14 protein-coding genes and 1 riboswitch are annotated in these 16,966 nt (G+C 72.0%); of the genes, 5 read left to right on the top strand and 9 right to left on the bottom strand.

Translation table 11 applies throughout. From position 1 onward, the window contains the following. Nucleotides 1–53: 53 nt before the first annotated feature. Entirely contained in the window at nucleotides 54–1,295 is a 1,242-nt protein-coding gene (locus ACH4F2_RS03595; RefSeq protein WP_398131035.1) for a tetratricopeptide repeat protein, read from the bottom strand. Nucleotides 1,296–1,621: 326 nt separating this feature from the next. On the opposite strand from ACH4F2_RS03595, the gene ACH4F2_RS03590 reads away from it, so the two are divergent. After that, nucleotides 1,622–2,227 carry a flavodoxin family protein gene (locus ACH4F2_RS03590; protein WP_398131034.1) on the top strand — a complete coding sequence of 202 codons (606 nt, stop codon included), beginning with the start codon at nucleotides 1,622–1,624 and terminating at the stop codon, nucleotides 2,225–2,227. Here ACH4F2_RS03590 and ACH4F2_RS03585 read toward each other — a convergent pair. From ACH4F2_RS03585 to ACH4F2_RS03570, 4 genes are all read right to left on the bottom strand, one after another. After that, nucleotides 2,217–3,182 carry an ABC transporter permease gene (locus tag ACH4F2_RS03585; protein WP_398131033.1) on the bottom strand — a complete coding sequence of 322 codons (966 nt, stop codon included), beginning with the start codon at nucleotides 3,180–3,182 and terminating at the stop codon, nucleotides 2,217–2,219. The genes ACH4F2_RS03590 and ACH4F2_RS03585 overlap by 11 nt on opposite strands. Further along, nucleotides 3,169–4,155, bottom strand: a complete 987-nt coding sequence (locus tag ACH4F2_RS03580) for an ATP-binding cassette domain-containing protein (protein WP_398131032.1) — start codon at nucleotides 4,153–4,155, stop codon at nucleotides 3,169–3,171. The genes ACH4F2_RS03585 and ACH4F2_RS03580 overlap by 14 nt, the downstream gene beginning before the upstream one ends. A gap of 52 nt (nucleotides 4,156–4,207) precedes the next feature. Further along, nucleotides 4,208–5,452, bottom strand: a complete 1,245-nt coding sequence (locus tag ACH4F2_RS03575; RefSeq protein ID WP_398131031.1) for an outer membrane lipoprotein carrier protein LolA — start codon at nucleotides 5,450–5,452, stop codon at nucleotides 4,208–4,210. Between the two features lie 381 nt (nucleotides 5,453–5,833). Next, nucleotides 5,834–6,844 carry a polyprenyl synthetase family protein gene (locus ACH4F2_RS03570; RefSeq protein ID WP_398131030.1) on the bottom strand — a complete coding sequence of 337 codons (1,011 nt, stop codon included), beginning with the start codon at nucleotides 6,842–6,844 and terminating at the stop codon, nucleotides 5,834–5,836. A 688-nt stretch (nucleotides 6,845–7,532) separates the two neighbouring features. Then, nucleotides 7,533–7,700, top strand: a riboswitch (cyclic di-AMP (ydaO/yuaA leader). Nucleotides 7,701–7,705: 5 nt separating this feature from the next. On the opposite strand from ACH4F2_RS03570, the gene ACH4F2_RS03565 reads away from it, so the two are divergent. Beyond that, nucleotides 7,706–8,206 carry a transglycosylase SLT domain-containing protein gene (locus tag ACH4F2_RS03565; protein WP_398131029.1) on the top strand — a complete coding sequence of 167 codons (501 nt, stop codon included), beginning with the start codon at nucleotides 7,706–7,708 and terminating at the stop codon, nucleotides 8,204–8,206. A 214-nt stretch (nucleotides 8,207–8,420) separates the two neighbouring features. Here ACH4F2_RS03565 and ACH4F2_RS03560 read toward each other — a convergent pair whose 3' ends face one another. Continuing rightward, a complete protein-coding gene (locus ACH4F2_RS03560) occupies nucleotides 8,421–9,230 on the bottom strand; it encodes an HAD family hydrolase (RefSeq protein ID WP_398131028.1) in 810 nt (269 codons plus the stop codon). Between the two features lie 266 nt (nucleotides 9,231–9,496). Between ACH4F2_RS03560 and ACH4F2_RS03555 the strand changes: the two genes are divergently transcribed. The 3 genes from ACH4F2_RS03555 (at nucleotide 9,497) to ACH4F2_RS03545 (ending at nucleotide 12,896) form a co-directional block, all read left to right on the top strand. Next, nucleotides 9,497–10,582 carry a GNAT family N-acetyltransferase gene (locus ACH4F2_RS03555; RefSeq protein WP_398131027.1) on the top strand — a complete coding sequence of 362 codons (1,086 nt, stop codon included), beginning with the start codon at nucleotides 9,497–9,499 and terminating at the stop codon, nucleotides 10,580–10,582. Nucleotides 10,583–10,611: 29 nt separating this feature from the next. After that, on the top strand, nucleotides 10,612–12,039 hold the full coding sequence (locus ACH4F2_RS03550; protein WP_398131026.1) for a glycosyltransferase: 1,428 nt from the start codon (nucleotides 10,612–10,614) through the stop codon (nucleotides 12,037–12,039). A 101-nt stretch (nucleotides 12,040–12,140) separates the two neighbouring features. Further along, nucleotides 12,141–12,896 (top strand): polysaccharide deacetylase family protein, encoded by a 756-nt coding sequence (locus ACH4F2_RS03545; protein WP_398131264.1) that lies wholly within the window; start codon nucleotides 12,141–12,143, stop codon nucleotides 12,894–12,896. A gap of 50 nt (nucleotides 12,897–12,946) precedes the next feature. On the opposite strand, the gene ACH4F2_RS03540 is transcribed toward ACH4F2_RS03545, so the two are convergent. Genes ACH4F2_RS03540 through ACH4F2_RS03530 form a run of 3 tightly spaced genes read right to left on the bottom strand, consistent with a single transcriptional unit; the run spans nucleotide 12,947 to nucleotide 16,379 of the window. Then, nucleotides 12,947–14,077, bottom strand: a complete 1,131-nt coding sequence (locus ACH4F2_RS03540) for a glycoside hydrolase family 26 protein (protein ID WP_398131025.1) — start codon at nucleotides 14,075–14,077, stop codon at nucleotides 12,947–12,949. Continuing rightward, entirely contained in the window at nucleotides 14,074–14,526 is a 453-nt protein-coding gene (locus ACH4F2_RS03535; protein ID WP_398131024.1) for a hypothetical protein, read from the bottom strand. The genes ACH4F2_RS03540 and ACH4F2_RS03535 overlap by 4 nt, the downstream gene beginning before the upstream one ends. Next, nucleotides 14,523–16,379: a glycosyltransferase gene (locus tag ACH4F2_RS03530; RefSeq protein ID WP_398131263.1), complete on the bottom strand. Its 1,857-nt coding sequence runs from the start codon at nucleotides 16,377–16,379 to the stop codon at nucleotides 14,523–14,525. The genes ACH4F2_RS03535 and ACH4F2_RS03530 overlap by 4 nt, the downstream gene beginning before the upstream one ends. Nucleotides 16,380–16,966: the final 587 nt, after the last annotated feature.

Genomic DNA, 16,966 nt, shown 5'->3' with positions numbered 1-16,966 from the left:
CGGCCGACCGCTCAGCCGGCAGCCGTTCAACCGGCAGACGTCCAGCCGGCCGTTCAGCCGGTCCGGGTGCGGACGCGGTCGGCGAGTCGGACCATCCGGGTGCGCGCCGAGTCCAGTTGCTCGGCGTCCTCGGCGGCCGGCCCTTCCTCGGCGGCGAGTTCGCTCCACAGCTCGACCAGGTCATGGCCCAGCTCCAGACCTCGCGCCGGATCACGTACGGCGCGCCAGGCGGTGGCCGCGCTCTGGACGTTGCCGTAGGCGGCCTCCCCGTCGCCTGCGCGCCGGTGTATCCGGGCCAGGTCCAGGGAGAGAAGGAAGGCACGGTCCGGGTCACCCGACAAGTACGCGATGTACGCGGTGAGTTCTCGGAGCCGGAGTACCTCCGGGTGCTGCGGCCCCAGCGTCTGCGAGGCCTCCGTCACGGCCTGTTCGGCCAGCTGAGCCGCGACCTCCGTACGCCCCTCCTTGACGGCTTCGTTGATCCGGGCCGTCGGCTCCGCGAGGAGCGCCGGGGCGGTGGCGTCACCGGGCGCGGTGAGCGGCGCGTCCCCGAGTACGGCCTCGGCCACCGCGTCGAACCCGCGGGCGGGGGTGGGCCTGGGATCGGGGCCGAGGTCGACGACCGGTTCAGGGACGAGGGCGGGCTTCGGGGCGGCGGCCCGCCCGGGCGCGGGCTGCGGCCCCGCACCTTCGGGGGTGCCGTCCGCGGGGGCGCCGTCCATCCGGGGCGGCGGTCCGAACACTCCCGTCGGCGGCGCGACCGTACCGGGCGCCGCCGCTCCCCCGGCCGGTTCCGGCAGAGCCCGCAGCGTGAACGTCGGCGCGGATTCGCCGACCGGCGCCCGCTGCGGCTCGGGCGCCGTCGGCAGGCGGAACGTCGGGGCGTTGTCCCTCCCCGGCTCCACCGGCTCCACCGGCTCCACCGGCCGGATGATGTACGTGGGCCGGTCCCGTCGTACGGCCGCCTCATCGGGAGCCGTCGGTACCGGTTCCGCGGCGAGGTGACTGGAACCGTCCGGGTCGACCCGGAGCGGGACGGAACAGCCGATGCGCTCGTCGTGGATCGTGGCGAGGACGGGACGGCCGGCGGCGAGGGCGAGGCGGTGCAGGCGGTTCAGGACGGCGTTCTGGATCTCCTCGCCGGGGGCCGCGACGACCAGTGAACCGTCGATCGACGCGCTGCGTGCGCCGGAACCGGCGTCCGGCACGCGGACGTCGATCGGCGTCGCCGCAAGGGCGGGCGGACGCTCGGCGCCCTCGTGGACCCGCTGCTTGTCGCGGCCGAGTCGAGACATCGTTCCCCCACTCATCGGCGGCTTCCGTCGGCGGTTTCGGTTCCCTGCCGTCCAGAGCCTGTCATGCCTGTCATGCCTGTCTTACACCCACTGTCGAGTCTCTCCGCTCGCTCGCGATTCTCACGTCACCGGGGTGTCACAGGCTCGTTCCAGGAGGTCACGCCCGTATCGGCAGGTCGACGCGGTGCGGCCGCGCGGGGCGGGGGTGACACGGAAGGGGAGCGGACGGGCGGGCAGACATGTGACAGGGACCTGAAACAGCCTCATGCGTGTGCATATAATGCATGCGCTGGTATTCGCGCACGCCGATGACTCCGGGGGACCTCATGACCCGCCGTTTTCTCTTCCTGCTGGGCAGCAGCCGGCCCGAAGGCAACACCGAGCTGCTCACCCGCCGCGCCGCCGAACAACTGCCCGCGCACGCCGAACAGCGGTGGATCGGCCTGGCCGATCATCCGTTGCCCGAGTTCGAGGATCTGCGGCACGACAGCGACCACGTGCGCCCCACGGGGGGCAACGCGGGCCTGCTGCTCGATGCCACCCTCGCCGCCACGGACATCGTGATCGCCTCGCCGCTGTACTGGTACTCGCTGTCCACACCGGTCAAGCGCTACCTCGACCACTGGTCCGGCTGGCTGCGCACCCCCGGCCTCGATTTCAAGTCGACCCTCGCCGGCCGCACCCTGTGGGGCGTCACCGCGCTCGCGCACCAGGAGCAGGAGGTTGCCGACCCGCTGATCGGCAGCCTGAACAACTCGGCGGCCTACATGGGGATGCGCTTCGGCGGCGTACTGCTCGGCAACGGCAGCAGGCCCGGTGACGTCCTGAACGACACCGAGGCACTGGCCCGTGCGAAGACCTTCTTCGCGCAGGAGGCGCCACTCGCCCGTTTCCCGTACGAGCAGGCGGTGGAGACCGTGCCTACGAGGTGATGTCCTTCGCCGTGAACCGCGCCCAGGCCGCCGAGCCGAACACCGCCGCGTAGACGGCCTGAAGGCCGAGATTCCTCACCAGGTCGTCCCAGTAGACCGGTTCGCGCATCAGGTCGGCGAAGGACAGCCAGTAGTGCGGGAAGAAGTACGGCTGGAGCGCGTCGAGCTGCGGGATCTGGTCGAGGATCTGGATGGTGATCAGCAGCCCGACCGTGGTCGCCATCGCCGCGATGCCGCTGCCCGTGAGGGTCGAGACGAACAGGCCGAGGGCCGCGACGCCGACGAGTGAGGCCGCCACGACCAGGGCGATCAGCAGCGCGCGGCCCAGGCCTTCGGCGTAGGTGATGCGGGTGCCGGAGATGGTGGTCAGATCACCGACCGGGAACAGCAGCGCCCCGACCGCGAGCGCCGAGACGGCGACCACCAGTGTGGCGGCGACGCAGAAGGCGATCACCGTGGCGTACTTGGCGAGCAGCAGCCGGGTCCGGCCGGCCGGGGCGACCAGGAGGTAGCGGAGCGTGCCGGCGCTCGCCTCGCCCGCGATCGCGTCGCCCGCGATGACGCCGACGGCCATCGGCAGGAAGAACGGGAGGGTCGCGGCGAGCGCCGTGAAGACCAGGAACAGACCGTTGTTGCTGATCTGCGAGATGAACGCCGGCCCTTCGCCGCCACCACCGCCGAACGACGCCCCGTCGCTCGTCTCGATCTTCACGCCGATCCCCACCAGGACCGGCACGGCGGCCAGCACACCCAGCAGAGCGAGGGTGCGCCAGCGCCGGAAGGTGATCAGCAGTTCGCTGCGGAGCAGTCCGAAGGACCACAGCGGACTCGGAGCACGTACCCCGCTCGGCGCCTCAGCCGGCGAGGCACCCGCCGGCGACGCCCCAGCCCGCGAGACCTCCGTCGGCGCCCCGGCCCGCGACGTCTCACCCCGCGACGTCTCACCCCGCGACATCGAAGCCCTCCCCGGTCAGTGCCACGAACACGTCCTCCAGGGAAGCCCGTTCCACCGCGAAGCCGCGGACCCGCACACCGGCCGCGACCAGGGCGGCGTTCAGGTCGGCCAGGTCGCGGTCGGGCGGCTCCGCCGTCACCCGGTCCTCGGCGACGACCACGTCCCCGGCCCCCTGTTCCTTCAGCAGCCGGGCGGCCTCTCCCGTGTCCGGCGTGGTCACCACCAGCCGGCCGCGCGCCCCGGCCGCCAGGTCGGCGACCGCGCCCTGGGTCATCAGGCGCCCTTGGGCCATCACGGCGGCGTGCGTGCACACCTGCTCGATCTCGTCCAGCAGGTGGGAGGAGAGGAAGACGGTCGTGCCGTCGGAGGCCAGTTCGCGCACGAGCGCGCGGATCTCGCGCATGCCCTGTGGGTCGAGCCCGTTCGTCGGCTCGTCGAGGACGAGCAGGCGGCGCGGCTGGAGCAAAGCCGCGGCGAGCCCGAGGCGCTGCTTCATGCCGAGCGAGTACGCCTTCGCCTTCTTGCCGGCGGCAGCCGCGAGGCCGACCCGGTCCAGCGCCTGAGCGACGCGCTCGCGCCGGGTGCGCGGGTCGGCGGTCGGGTCGGCGGCGTCGTAGCGCAGCAGGTTGTCGCGTCCGGAGAGGAAGCCGTACAGGGCCGGGCCCTCGATGAGGGCGCCGACCCGGGGCAGTACGGCGCGGGCGGCGCGCGGCATGGGCCGGCCCAGCACCCGGGCGGTGCCCGAGGTGGGTTCGATCAGGCCCATCAGCATGCGGATGGTGGTGGTCTTGCCGGAGCCGTTGGGGCCGAGGAAGCCGAAGACGCTGCCCGCCGGGACGGTCAGGTCCAGACCGTCGACGGCGAGCTGTCCGCCGCGGTAGCGCTTGGTGAGCGCGCGGGTGGCGATGACGGCGTCATCGGCGCCGCTCCCCTGGTCCGGTCTCACCGGTTCCGTGGCGGACGGTTCGGCCATCGGCTCCCTCACTTCGTCACAGCTCCCACGCGCCGACGCCTGCGCCGGACACTCACTGGGCCGCGTCGGCCGCCTTCACCAGCGCGTCCTTGGTGACCGCACCGGCGTAGACCTTGCCGTCATCCGTGATCAGGGCGTTGACCAGGCGGGTCTTGAAGACGGTGCCGGAGCCGAAGTCGCCCTTGACCTGGTCGCCGAAGGAGCCGAGGAAGCCGCCGAGGTCGCCGCCCGCGGAGGCCGTGGGCAGGCCCTGGCCGCCGGTGTCGAAGGCGGCGATCGCGTTCCAGCCCTCGCCGATGACCTTCGGACCGTCCTCCTCCGTCAGGCCGCCCGGCTCCTTCAGGCCGTCCAGCTCCTCGGCGAGGTCACCCCCGGCCACCCGCCCGTGCTCCGGCGCCTTGGCCACCTCGTCGCCCTCGGTGACCTTCGCGCCCTTGGGCGGAGTGAAGTCGAACGTCGAGGCGTCCGGCTTCGCGAAGCTGACCTGGGTGAAGCCCGCGTCCACGACCGCGGCGCCGCCGCTCGCCGGAGTCAGCGTGAACTTCAGCGGCATACCGGTTCCGGCGTCCACCGCGACACTGATGGCTCCGACCGTGGAACCGGACTGCTTGGGCTTGATCACCAGTCGGTACGCGTCCCGGCCGGCCACCTGCGCGGTGCCGTCGACGGTCACGGACGTGGTGTCGTCGACCGCCTTGAGGGCCTGGTCGGCGAAGTCCTTCGGGGTGGCCGGCACCTCCTGCTCCGGCTGCTCGACGCTGCCGGACGTGGTGGAGTGGTAGACCTCGTTGGACTTGCTGTCGTAGCCCCAGACGTCCTTGCCGTCGTGGATCAGGCTGTACTCGGCGGCGTTCTCCAGCAGCGACAGCTTCTGCCGGTCGGGGCCGTCAGCGGCGACCCGGAGCGTGTGGGTGCCGGACACCAGCTCGGTGAGCTTGACGGACGGGTCGGCGGAGCCCTCCTCGTCACCACCCGAGCCCGGACTTCCGGACATACCGGACATGAGGCCGCTCTCCAGGCCGCCGAGGTCCGGCAGCCCCAGGTCCGTGCTGATCCTGACCGTGCCGGACAGCTGCTGCACGTCCGACTTGGCGATCTTCTCGATGAGTTGCTCCGCCGTGACCTTCGGAAGGTCGGGGTCCCCGGAGTCGGCGAGCGCCGGGACGAGGCCGATCGTCGCGGCCGCCACCCCCATCACCGTGACCGGGACGACGTACCGCGCGGCCCTGCGCCGTCCTGTCCGCAGGTCCCCGTCCGCCCCGGCGGTCGTGTTGTCGTCGGAATCGATCGGTGCCATGTGTGCCCTGCCTCCTCGTCGGCGGCGGCTGTCTCGCGACCTCGCACTCGTCCACCCTTGAGCCGCCATTCTCACCCGAATCGGTGAGGATTGGTGTTTTCCGTGGTGTCCATCTGACCAAATCGGCCAAGCGGAATCGTCAGACCGCGGGCTCAACTCCGCGTACTCCTGCGGGATGACACGGAGGGGTCACGCCTCCCCCGGCCCGTAGGGGATGGAGTACGCCGCGATCCACCGCCGCACGCCGCCGCACGCCGCACGCCGCCCCGGGCAGCCACCTGCCGTACGCCATTCACCTGCCGTACGCCGCCACCCCGTGGACCGGCCGCCGCGTACGGCGGCGGCCCCCCTGATGCGGGCCCGCGGGAGCCCGGGGAGGACTCAGCCGGCCCGGTGCACCACGGCGTCGCACAGCTCCACCAGCGCGGCCTTCGCCTCACACTCCCTGAGCGGAGCCAGCGCCGCCCGGGCGTCCTTGGCGTACCGGACCGTGTCCCGTCGCGCCTGCTCCAGCGCCGGGTGGGCGCGCAGCAGCCGCAGCGCCTCCGCGTGCCGCGCGTCGTCGCTCAGGTCGGAGTCCAGCAGCTCGCACAAGGCGATGTCCTCGGCGAGCCCCAGCCGGGCCGCCCGCTCGCGCAGCCGCAGCACCGGCAGGGTCGGGATGCCCTCGCGCAGGTCGGTCCCGGGCGTCTTCCCCGACTCCTGGGAGTCGGAGGCGATGTCCAGGACGTCGTCCGCGAGCTGGAAGGCCACGCCGAGCCGCTCGCCGTACTGGGTCAGCACGTCCACGACCGTCTCGTCGGCGCCGGACATCATCGCGCCGAACCGGCAGGAGACCGCCACCAGCGATCCCGTCTTGCCGCCCAGCACGTCCAGGTAGTGGTCCACCGGGTCCCGGCCGTCCTGCGGCCCCGCCGTCTCCAGGATCTGACCGGTGACGAGCCGTTCGAACGCCAGGGCCTGCACGCGGACCGCCTCGGGCCCGAGGTCGGCGAGGATCTGCGAGGCGCGGGCGAACAGGAAGTCGCCGGTGAGGACCGCGACCGAGTTGCCCCAACGGGTGTTGGCACTGGCCACGCCACGGCGCACGGCTGCCTCGTCCATGACGTCGTCGTGGTAGAGGGTGGCGAGGTGGGTCAGCTCCACGACGACGGCCGAGGGCACGATGCCGGGGGCATAGCGGTCGCCGAACTGGGCCGAGAGCATCACCAGCAGTGGCCGGAATCGTTTGCCGCCGGCCCGCACCAGATGCTGGGCGGCCTCCGTGATGAACGGAACCTCGCTTTTGGTTGCCTCAAGCAACCCTTCCTCGACAGCAACCAATCCGGCCTGGACATCGGCTTCCAGAGCCTGGTCCCGCACGCTCAGCCCGAACGGCCCGACGACGGTCACGAGGGGTCTCCTGTCTGCTGGTGTCTACTGGCGATTACCTGGTTTGTCGATAGGTCGCTGCCACCACTCAAGTCAGCGTATCCGGTCACCTTTCGATCACCGCTAGCGCCCACCGTTACAGGCTGGTCGGTATCGGATCATGCACAGTATGTTTTTGATCAGGTGATATGAGCAGGTATTGATCGACATCGCCAGGGCCGGAACCCGCCACCGAAGATCACATCACCCCTCCCAACGGCTCGCACGCCGAATACGTCACCCACTCGGCCCACTGCGCCCCCACCCCGAACGGATGCCCCCGCAGTGCGCGGAAACACCGGTCCGGGCGGGGTCGCGCACGGGGCACGCACGGCGATGGGCCCGCCCGGTCGCCGATCGGCACCCGAAGACCTCCCCACCGACGGCCGATTGGCCCCAATCATCCCTAATGCCCGATTCACCCCTCTTGACGGAGCGGGTGAGTTGGCTCACTCCTCCACACCCGCAGGCAACCCCGCCGCCGGCTGCGCCCTCCCTTTGCCCCGCAAGCCAGTTGAGCCTTGGCAGCCGCAAAGGATCAAGTACCCCAAACCCCCCAGACCAAGGTCAACAGGCGCGTTGGGTGATTCCTGCACTTGTTTCGGACATGTGCTGTCGCATACGTTCCCGGCCTGTCGGGTGGACGCCGAATCCTGCCACCGCCCGAACGCACAGTCATCCGCCAACAAACTCGCAGGCAGGAGCGGGGGACCCAGGTAAGCCGCCGCACCGGTCACCACCGGAGCGGCTCGGGGTGAAGCCGTGCCCGTCAGGGCCCGGCCGGGCACCTCCCCGCCCGAACCCGACAGCTCACCTCGCAGGCGTAAGGAGAGGGACTCACACATGTCTGCCAACGGTCAGAACCGTCACGCCCGGACCAGCCGCCTCGCCCGCAAGCTGGCCGTGGCCGGCACCGGCGCCGCCGTGCTCGCCCTGCCGATCATCGGCGCCACCAGCGCGTCCGCGGCCACCCCGGCCGCCACCACGACCGCCGCGACCGCCACCGCCGCGGCGACGACGTACCCGGACAACCTCGACGGCTGGATCCGGGAGTCGCTCGACATCATGGCCCAGCACGGCATCCCCGGGACGTACGAAGGCATCCACCGCAACATCATGCGGGAGTCGTCCGGCAACCCGCTCGCCATCAACAACTGGGACATCAACGCCATCAACGGCACCCCGTCCAAGGGCCTGCTCCAGGTGATCGCCCCGACCTTCGAGGCGTACCACGTGCCCGGCACCTCCTGGGACCCGTACGACCCGGTCGCCAACATCACCGCGGCCTGCAACTACGCGGCCGACCGGTACGGCTCGATGGACAACGTCTTCGGCGCGTACTGAGCCGCGACGGCTGAGTCGGCACCGGCTCGCCCGTACCGCCTGAACCGCGACGGGCGAGCCGTACCGACTGCCCGTACCGACTGGGCCATCACGGCCGAGCCGTACCGACTGCCCGTACCGACTGGGCCATCACGGCCGAGCCGTACCGACTGCCCGTACCGACTGAGCCATGATGGCTGAGCCGTACCGACTGGGCCGTGGTGGCTGAGCCGTACTAAGGGGCTCCGAAGATCCGCTCGAGGACGACGGCCACGCCGTCGTCCTCGTTCGTCGTGGTGACCTCGTCGGCCACCGCCTTGAGTTCGGGGTGGGCACCGGCCATGGCGACACCGTGGGCGGCCCAGTCGAACATGGGGATGTCGTTGGGCATGTCCCCGAAGGCGATCGTCCGCCGCCGGCTCAGCCCCAGACGCTCGGCGGCCAGCGCCAGGCCGGTCGCCTTGGTGATGCCGCACGGCTGGAGCTCCACCGTCCCCGGCCCCGACATGGTGACCGTCGCGAGGGAACCCACCACCGCGCGCGCCGTCGACGCCAACTCGTCGTCGGACAGCTCGGGGTGGCGCAGCAGGACCTTGCTGATCGGTGTGCTCCAGAGTTCGTCGCGCCGCTCGACCCGCACCGCGGGCAGCGTCGGGTGGGGCATCAGGTACCCCGGCTCGATGAGGGTGAGGCCGTCGACGCCGTCCTGGTCGACCGCGGCGTGCACCTGCCCGACCTCGGCCTCGATCTTGCCGAGCGCGGTCTCGGCCAGTTCCCGGTCCAGGGTGACCGACCACAGCATCCGGTGCGCGCCGGCGTCGTACACCTGCGCGCCCTGGCCGCACACCGCGAGCCCCGTGCAGCCGAGGCGGTCGAGCAGGGACCGTACCCGGGGGGCCGGCCGCCCCGTCACCACCAGATGCCGCGCACCGGCCTGAGCCACCCGCGCCAGCGCGGCCAGCGACCGGTCGGAGACGGTGTCGTCGCCGCGGAGCAGCGTGCCGTCGAGGTCGGTGGCGACGAGTGAATACGCGGTGCGGTCCATGATCAGAGAATACGGACACCGCACCTGTCCGACTCACCAGCGATCGCATCCGAACGAGGACGCGCGAGTCCGGCACGAGTGCGCACGAGTAGGGCACATGGACGCACGAGGACGCTCGAACCTGTCCGAAACCTGGCACATCATCGGCTAAAGCCGGTTCAAGGCCTGTGCACCGGTTGGCAACAACATGGTCCGCTACCTACCGACCGGGTGGCCCCCGGGGGTACCTTCCTGTTGTCCAGGGGGAACTTGATCGGGGGGTCGGGTTGAACAGCGGACGTGTGCGCGTGCTCAGGCCGGAGGAACTGGGCGAGGGGGAACGGGAGCACTGGCGGGAGCTGCGCGCCAAGTCGACGGCACCACGCAATCCCTTCATGGAGCCGGAGTTCACCGACGTCGTGGGCCGGGTACGGCCGCGGGCGCGGGTGGCGGTGGTGTACGACGGCGGGGAGGCGGCCGGTTTCCTGCCGCACGAGCGCGGGCCGCTGGGCCAGGGCCGGGCGATCGGGCTCGGGGTGTCGGACTGCCAGGGCGCGGTGCTGCGCCAGGACCTCGCCCCGGACACCCGTGAACTGCTGCGGGCGTGCTCCTTGTCGAGCTTCGCCTTCGACAACCTGGAGGCGGAGCAGGAGCTGTTCGTGCCGCACGCCGCCGAGGAGTTCACCACCTACGTCATCGACGTGGAGCAGGGGTACGAGGCGTACGAGAGCGTACTGCGCGACCGGTCGCCGAAGTTCCTCAAGACCACCCTCGCCAAGGAGCGCAGGCTCGGCCGCCAGGTCGGTGACGTGCGCTTCGTCTTCGACGAGCGTGATCCGGCCGCGCTGCGCACGCTCATGGAGTGGAAGTCGGCGCAGTACCGCAGGACGGGGCGCCGGGACCGGTTCGCACAGGAGTGGATCAGCCGGCTCGTGGCACGGCTGGCCGAGACCCGGGCAGCGGAGTGCACCGGCACGCTGTCCGTGCTCTACGCCGACGGCCGGCCGGTCGCCGCCCACTTCGGGCTGCGCTCGGCGACGGTGCTGGCCTGCTGGTTCCCGGCGTACGACCTGGACTTCGCCAAGTACTCGCCGGGGCTGGTCCTGCACCTGCGGATGGCCGAGGCCGCCGCCGCCGAGGGCATCGGCATGCTCGACATGGGGAGGGGCGCGGCGGAGTACAAGGACTCGCTGAAGACCGGTGAACTGCCCGTGTACGAGGGAGCGGTGACGCGTCCGGGGGCGGGCGCCGCGCTCCACTGGCTCGGCCGCGAGCCGGCCCGCCGCGCGCACGGCTTCGTGCGCGAACGGCCCCGGCTGGCGTCGCTGGCGGTACGGACGTTGAGGGGCGCGGCCCGGCTTCGCCGGTCGTGACGGAGGGCAACCACGAGGGGGTGGGGCGCATGGCCAGTGTGCGGCGGGCGCGGCAGGAGACACGGCAGGAGATAGCGGAGTTCCTGAGCATCGGGCCGGTGCAGGTCGCCGAGCTGGATATCGAGGCTGAGGACGCCGAAGGAGCAGAGGGCGCCGAGGAAGCTGACGACCCAAAGGGAGCTGACGACGCCGCGGCGGCTGAGAGCGCCGAGGGCGTGGAACTGAGACCGGGGCCGGGAGGCGCGCCGGTGACGTCCGGTGCGGTGTTCGTCCTGGTCAGGCGGGCGGGACGGCCCGTCGGCACGCTGCTCGGGCAGGTGCCCGAGGGTGCGGACCCCACGGTGGTGCTGGCCGGGCTCGCCCGGAAGCTGCCCGGTGGGGAGCCGCCCGGGCCGTTGCCGGGGCCGCCGTCCGCCAGTGTCGTGGTCGCCACCCGGGAACGCGCGGACCAGCTCGCCCGCGCGCTGGACTCGCTGCTCGCGCAGGACCACCCGGACTTCGAGATCGTCGTCGTCGACAACGCGCCCGTGACCGACGAGACCCGGGAACTGGTCGAGCGCAAGTACGGCGAGCGGGTGCGGTACGTGTGCGAACCGGTGCCCGGACTCGCGATCGCGCACAACCGGGGTCTCGCCGCCGTACGGGGTGAGGTGATCGCCTTCACCGACGACGACGTGGTCGCCGACCCGCGCTGGCTCACCGAGCTGACCGCGCCGTTCTCCGCCGACCCTCGTCTGGGCTGTGCCACGGGGCTGATCCTGCCCGCGCGGCTGCGCACTCCCGCCCAGGTGCTGCTGGAGAGCCACGGCGGCTTCGCGAAGGGCTTCACCTCGCGGACGTACGACCCGGCCCAGCCGCCCGCCGACGAGCCGCTGTTCCCGTTCACCGCGGGCCGGTTCGGCTCGGGCGCCAACATGGCCTTCCGTACGGCGGTGCTGCGGGCGGTCGGCGGCTTCGACCCGGCGACCGGCGCGGGCACGCGCGCGCGGGGCGGCGACGACCTCTACGGCTTCGTCCGCGTCCTCGCCCAGGGGCAGCGGCTGCGCTACACCCCGAGCGCGCTGGTCTGGCACCACCACCGGGAGACCTGGCGGGACCTGGAGACCCAGGCGTACGGCTACGGAGCGGGCCTCACCGCGTACCTCACGGCGATCCTGGTGAACCGGCCCGCGCTGCTGCCCGCCTTCCTCGCCCGGGTGCCGGGCGGGCTGGCGCACGCGCGGGGGCTGACCGCCGTACGCGCGACCGGCGACGGTGCGGACGCGGCGGCCAAGGGGCCGGACGCGGTGGCCAAGGGGCCGGACGCGGCAGCCGAGGGGCCGGGCGGGCACGACTCCCGTACGCATCCCTGGCCACGGCGCCTGTCCCGGTTGCAGCGCCGGGGCATGCTGTACGGCCCCGTCGGCTATCTGCGCGCCCGTCGCGCCCTGCGTACGGTCGGACTGGAGGCGCGATGAGCGAGGCGGCCGGGGATCCGGGACCGGCCGGGGCGCGGGAGGGCGGTCCCGCGGCAGGCGGGCCGGGCGGGCACATACCCGTCTTCCTCTACCACGCGGTGATGGACGATCCGCCCTCGTGGATCGCCGAGTTCACCGTCACGCCGAGGGAGTTCGCCGCCCACCTGGACGCGATCGTCGACAGCGGTATGACACCGGTCACGATCAGTGTGCTCGCCGACCACCTCGCCGGGCGGGCGCCGCTGCCGCCCAGGCCGGTGCTGCTCACCTTCGACGACGGCTTCGCCGACCTGCCCGGTCCCACGGCCGAGGCGCTGGCCGGGCGCGGGCTGCCCGCCACCGCCTACCTCACCACCGGGGCCATCGCCCCGGGCGGGCGCAGTCTGCTGCCGCCCGCCCCGATGATGACCCTGGACGCGGCGGCGGAGCTGGAACGTTCCGGCATGGAGATCGGCAGCCACACCGTCACCCACGCCCAGCTCGACACCCTGTCCGCCAAGGGCCTGGCGTACGAACTGCGCACGTCCAAGGCGGTGCTGGAGGACGCCCTCGGGCATCCGGTCCGCCACCTCGCCTACCCGCACGGCTACAACAGCGCGAAGGTGCGGTCACTGTCGGCGCGCGCCGGGTACGAGACGGCGACCGCCGTGCGGCACGCGCTCAGCTCGGACCGCGACGAGCGGTACCGCATCGCCCGGCTCATCGTGCGGCGGAGCCACACGGTCACCGACGTCGAGGCGTGGCTGGCGGGAGGGGGCGCGCGGATCGCCCCCTACCGCGACGGGCCGAAGACGGTCGCGTGGCGGTGGTACCGGCGGGGGCGGGCCATGGTCCGGGGGCCCGAGTTCGCCGGATAGTCGGCGGGCAGGCGCCCGGTAGTCGGCAGGCAGCCGACGGGCGGCTCCCGTCACTCGAGCGGCTGGTTCAGGTGAGGGTCGCCGGCCACCTCGCGCAGGCTGGCCCATGCCCGGTCGCCCGCCACGGCCAGGTTGCAGTGCGGTCCCGGGTCCCGGTAGTTCCACTGGAGGGCGGCCTTGACGCCCTCCAGTTCCTTGAGCACGCCGGGCACCTGCGCGTACCAGTCCGCCTGCCGGTCCGGCCGCTTCGGGTCGGAGGCGCTGCCGAACTCCGAGAGCATCAGGGGCTTGTCGTCGGAGATGTTGGCGCGGATCCAGTCGTGGGTGGCGTGCTGTGTCTGGGCGAAGCTGAGCCAGTCCGTCTTGTGGCAGAGGTAGTAGTTGTACTGGTTGTAGCCGATCCAGTCGACGTACTCGTCCCCCGGGTACATCTTCTCGAACAGGTCGGCGTGGTCCAGGTAGCCGGTGATGATCCAGGTCCACACGACGTTGTCGACGCCCAGCTCCCGGAACCGGTCGTGGATGTGCCGGTAGGCCCGGACGTAGTCGGCCGGGGTGCCGTTGTCCGGCGTACGGGTGTCCATCTCCAGGTCGAAGGAGAGGAACACCTTCTTCCCCGTGCGCTGCCCGTACTCCTTGATGCGCCGCGCCTGGACGTCGATCACGGCGTCGTCCAGGTCACCGGCGGCTATCTGCTTCCAGGTGGGCTGCTGCCGCTTCGTTCCGCCCCACCACTTGCTCTCCCAGGAGAGCAGCAGCATGCGGTCCTCGCCGACGCGCTGTTCCTGCTCGGTGAGCAGCTGCCCCTCGAAGCGGGTCTCCGTGACCGCCGACATGTCGTGGTACGTGTACACGATGTCGAGCGTGCGGCCGACGTTCTTCTCGTACGCGTGCACCTTCTCGGCCAGGTCGGTCTTGTCGTGCGGCACGAAGGCGCCGAACCACGCGCCGCAGGGCGGTTCGAGCATCGCGGTCGGGCGGCACTCGGCGTCGTCGGCCGGGCCGGCCGGGCCGGAGGCGTCGCGCAGGGCGAGCACCGCGACCAGGACCGCGCACGTGGCCGTGACGGATGTGATCAGCAGACGGCGCCGGCCCGGGTCCGTGGGGACCTTGGGCCTGCGGTGCTGTCCGGTCGTCGTCGAGTCCGCAGTCGTGCGGCGAGCGGGACGGGCGAACCTCACAGAGTGGAACCCTTCCGTGTCCGCGGCGCCGCTCCCGGCGGCGTCCTGGGCGTCGGGGAGGCTCGCAGGCGCGGGCAGAACGCGGCGAGCGTGGTCAGCAGGGTGAGTGTCAGCAGGACGCGGTCCCCGCTGAAGGCGTGCGCGGCTATCAGCACCGTGGCGACGAGCATCGCGGCGCTCACGCTCAGCAGGACGGCCAGCATCAGCCGTTCCAGCAGGTCGGAGTGGCGTTCGAAGTCTGCCTCCCGGCGCTCGACGGGGCCCTGGGCGCGTCGGGCCCGCAGCGCGGGTCCGCAGACCCTGACCAGGGCCGCGCCCGGGCCGACGGCCAGGAAGACGGCGACCGCCGCGCCGCGGGGCGGTGAACCGCCGGGCAGGGCGAGCGCGGCGAGCGCCAGCCAGCCGCCGAACGGGGGCACCATACGGATCACGAGCTCCTGCGGAGTCATGGCCTGATTCCCTCCCCTTCCCGGTTCGCCGGTTTCAGGACGTAGAGCACGCCGGCGCTGTTCTCCGCCACGCGCTCGAACCGCGGCGAGTTCGCGACGGACTCCCGCACGCGTCTCAACTGCGCCTTGTTCAGCTGGCCGTTCATCTCCGAGTTGGCGACCTGTCCCCGGGTGAGCAGGAAGTAGGCGCGGGCCGGTGCTTCCACGGCGGCCATGTCCCGGGCGAGGACGGCGGCCGGGTCACGGACGATCTCGTCGATGTGGCTCCGGTCGTCGTCGAGGAACCAGTAGTGGTCGACCCGCCAGTACTGCTCGTAGGCGAGCGGATAGTTCCGGTTGGCGGCGACGACCAGGGAGTCGTCGGGCGCGTGGTCGAAGAGCTGCTGGACCATGGCCACTTCCGCGGACGGGAAGTAGTTGATGCGGTCCTTGCCCGAGTAGCTCGGCACGAAGGCGAGAGTCCCGGCGAGCAGCGCGAGCGGCGGCGCCCAGACGCCGTACCGCAGCGGGGGCAACGAGGGCAGCGGAAGGCGACGACGACGGGCGGCCGCGGACGGCGAACGTCCGCCCGTCTCCCGCGCGGCGGCGTCGGCGGCCAGCGTGCGGACCTTCGGCAGCAGCGCGGCGGCGGCGAAGAAGGCCGCGCCGGGCAGCGTGAACATCAGCACCCGGAAGATCATCTCGCTGCCGTAGCTGCTCGCCACGAACATCGGCAGCGGCGCCGCCGCGACCAGCAGCAGCGGCAGTGCCCGGTGCCGCAGCACCCGCTGACGCAGTACGCCGGCCAGCGCGAGCAGCAGTACCGAACCCGAGAGCAGCCGGGCCGCCCATGAGGTCATCACCGCGCCGGTGCCGGTGGGGGTGGCCCCGTATCCGGTCTCCACGTTGGCGCCGACATCGCCGACGGAGCGGATCATGTCCGGCATGGCGGCGGACAGGAAGGGCAGCGCGGCCGTGAGGCACCAGGCCAGGAAGACGACGACCGTGGTGACCGCCGGAACCCAGTCCCGGTGGCGGCGCGTGAAGGCCAGGGCGACGAGCGTGACGACGAGCATGGCGGGGGTCAGCTGGTGCGAGACGACCATGGCGGTGACCAGCACGCTGAGCAGTACGGTCCACACCGCCTGCCCCTGCCGGCCGCGCCGCCCGTCGGAACGGCCGTAGCGGCGCAGTACGACCGCGATGACGCCCAGGTGCAGGGCGAAGGCGACGGACTGCGGGGAGAAGTAGTCCTGGCCCACCCAGTTGCCCACGCAGAACAGCCACACGGCTGTCCAGATCAGCCGACGGTCCTCGGTGAACGTCCGGTAGATCAGCAGCAGTGGGAGCAGCAGCATCAGGCTGGACACCAGCGGCCACCAGGCCATGTACATCGCGGCGTTGTCCACGCCCAGCAGTCGCACCAGCGCGGCCTGGGCGGCGAAGAAGCCGGGCCACTGGTCGTAGACGGCCATGTCGCCGAGCTGCTCCGCGGTCTGGAGCTCGCCGGACGTCAGGAGGTGGTCGATGACCGCGTCGTGCTTCCACGCCCACGCGTAGAGCGGCGTCGAGTAGAGGACTGCCTGGGTGGCCCGCTCCATCACCAGCAGGCCCAGGACGTACGCGAGCGACCAGATGTTTCGGCGGCGCGGGTTGCGGACCGTGAACCAGAAGCCCGCGGTGAGCACGGCGAGGCCGGCCCAGAAGGTGGGGTGCAGTGCGCTGACCAGGCCGAAGTCGTCCAGGCTGGACACGTCGGTGTGACGCATCGCGTAGCCCCACAGGGCGAGCGCGACGAGCAGGGGCACGGCCGGCCAGGCGGCGGCCGCGCGGGCCGGCCAGGCGGCTGGGGTGAGGTCGGACAGATCCGTCACGGGCGGCTCGGCGGCGGAGCCGGGTGGCTCCGGGGTAGGCGGGTGGTGGGCGCTTGCGGTGGTCCCCCGGCCCGGCCGGGCGGACACTTCCTCCGAGGTCGTGGTGGCCGACTCCTGCGAGGTACGGGGAGTCGACTCCCGCGAGGTGCGGGAGGCCGAATCCTGGGACGTACGGGAGGATGCGAACGACTCCGGCGTGCAGCCGAGCTCGTGCTCGGGTTCGCGGTCGTCACGATCGCGGTCGTCGCGGTCGTGACGGTCGTCGCGGTCGTGGCGGTCGTCACGGTCGTGGCGGTCGTGGTCGCCGTTGTCGCGGTCGTCGTGCTCGTCGTGCTCGTCGTGCTCGTCGTGCTCGTCGTGCTCGTCGCGGGCACGGTCGCGCTCGCGGGCGGCTTCGGGTCCGTGGTCCTGTTCGTGCCCGCGCACGGGGGCCGACCCGGTGGCCGACGCGTCCGAGGGAGTCGGTGCGTCCCGGTTCGACGCGTCCGGGGTTTCCTGCCCGGGCGCGGGCTCTGGTACGGATCTCTCCCGTGGAGTTGCTGGCGGACGCACGACGGTTCCCCCCTGGCTGTTCGGCTCTGTGCTTG

The organism is Streptomyces sp. NPDC017890 (assembly GCF_044328675.1).
Taxonomy (GTDB): Bacteria; Actinomycetota; Actinomycetes; order Streptomycetales; family Streptomycetaceae; genus Streptomyces.
Note: the sequence above shows the minus strand (reverse complement) of the source record. Positions and strands in the feature narration are given on the sequence as shown.

Bases quoted from the DNA above. Each gene is read 5' to 3' on its own strand.
- ACH4F2_RS03595 (WP_398131035.1), bottom strand. From the start codon at position 1,295: ATGTCTCGACTCGGCCGCGACAAGCAGCGGGTCCACGAGGGCGCCGAG.
- ACH4F2_RS03590 (WP_398131034.1), top strand. From the start codon at position 1,622: ATGACCCGCCGTTTTCTCTTCCTGCTGGGCAGCAGCCGGCCCGAAGGC.
- ACH4F2_RS03585 (WP_398131033.1), bottom strand. From the start codon at position 3,182: ATGTCGCGGGGTGAGACGTCGCGGGGTGAGACGTCGCGGGCCGGGGCG.
- ACH4F2_RS03580 (WP_398131032.1), bottom strand. From the start codon at position 4,155: ATGGCCGAACCGTCCGCCACGGAACCGGTGAGACCGGACCAGGGGAGC.
- ACH4F2_RS03575 (WP_398131031.1), bottom strand. From the start codon at position 5,452: ATGGCACCGATCGATTCCGACGACAACACGACCGCCGGGGCGGACGGG.
- ACH4F2_RS03565 (WP_398131029.1), top strand. From the start codon at position 7,706: ATGTCTGCCAACGGTCAGAACCGTCACGCCCGGACCAGCCGCCTCGCC.
- ACH4F2_RS03560 (WP_398131028.1), bottom strand. From the start codon at position 9,230: ATGGACCGCACCGCGTATTCACTCGTCGCCACCGACCTCGACGGCACG.
- ACH4F2_RS03550 (WP_398131026.1), top strand. From the start codon at position 10,612: ATGGCCAGTGTGCGGCGGGCGCGGCAGGAGACACGGCAGGAGATAGCG.
- ACH4F2_RS03545 (WP_398131264.1), top strand. From the start codon at position 12,141: ATGGACGATCCGCCCTCGTGGATCGCCGAGTTCACCGTCACGCCGAGG.
- ACH4F2_RS03535 (WP_398131024.1), bottom strand. From the start codon at position 14,526: ATGACTCCGCAGGAGCTCGTGATCCGTATGGTGCCCCCGTTCGGCGGC.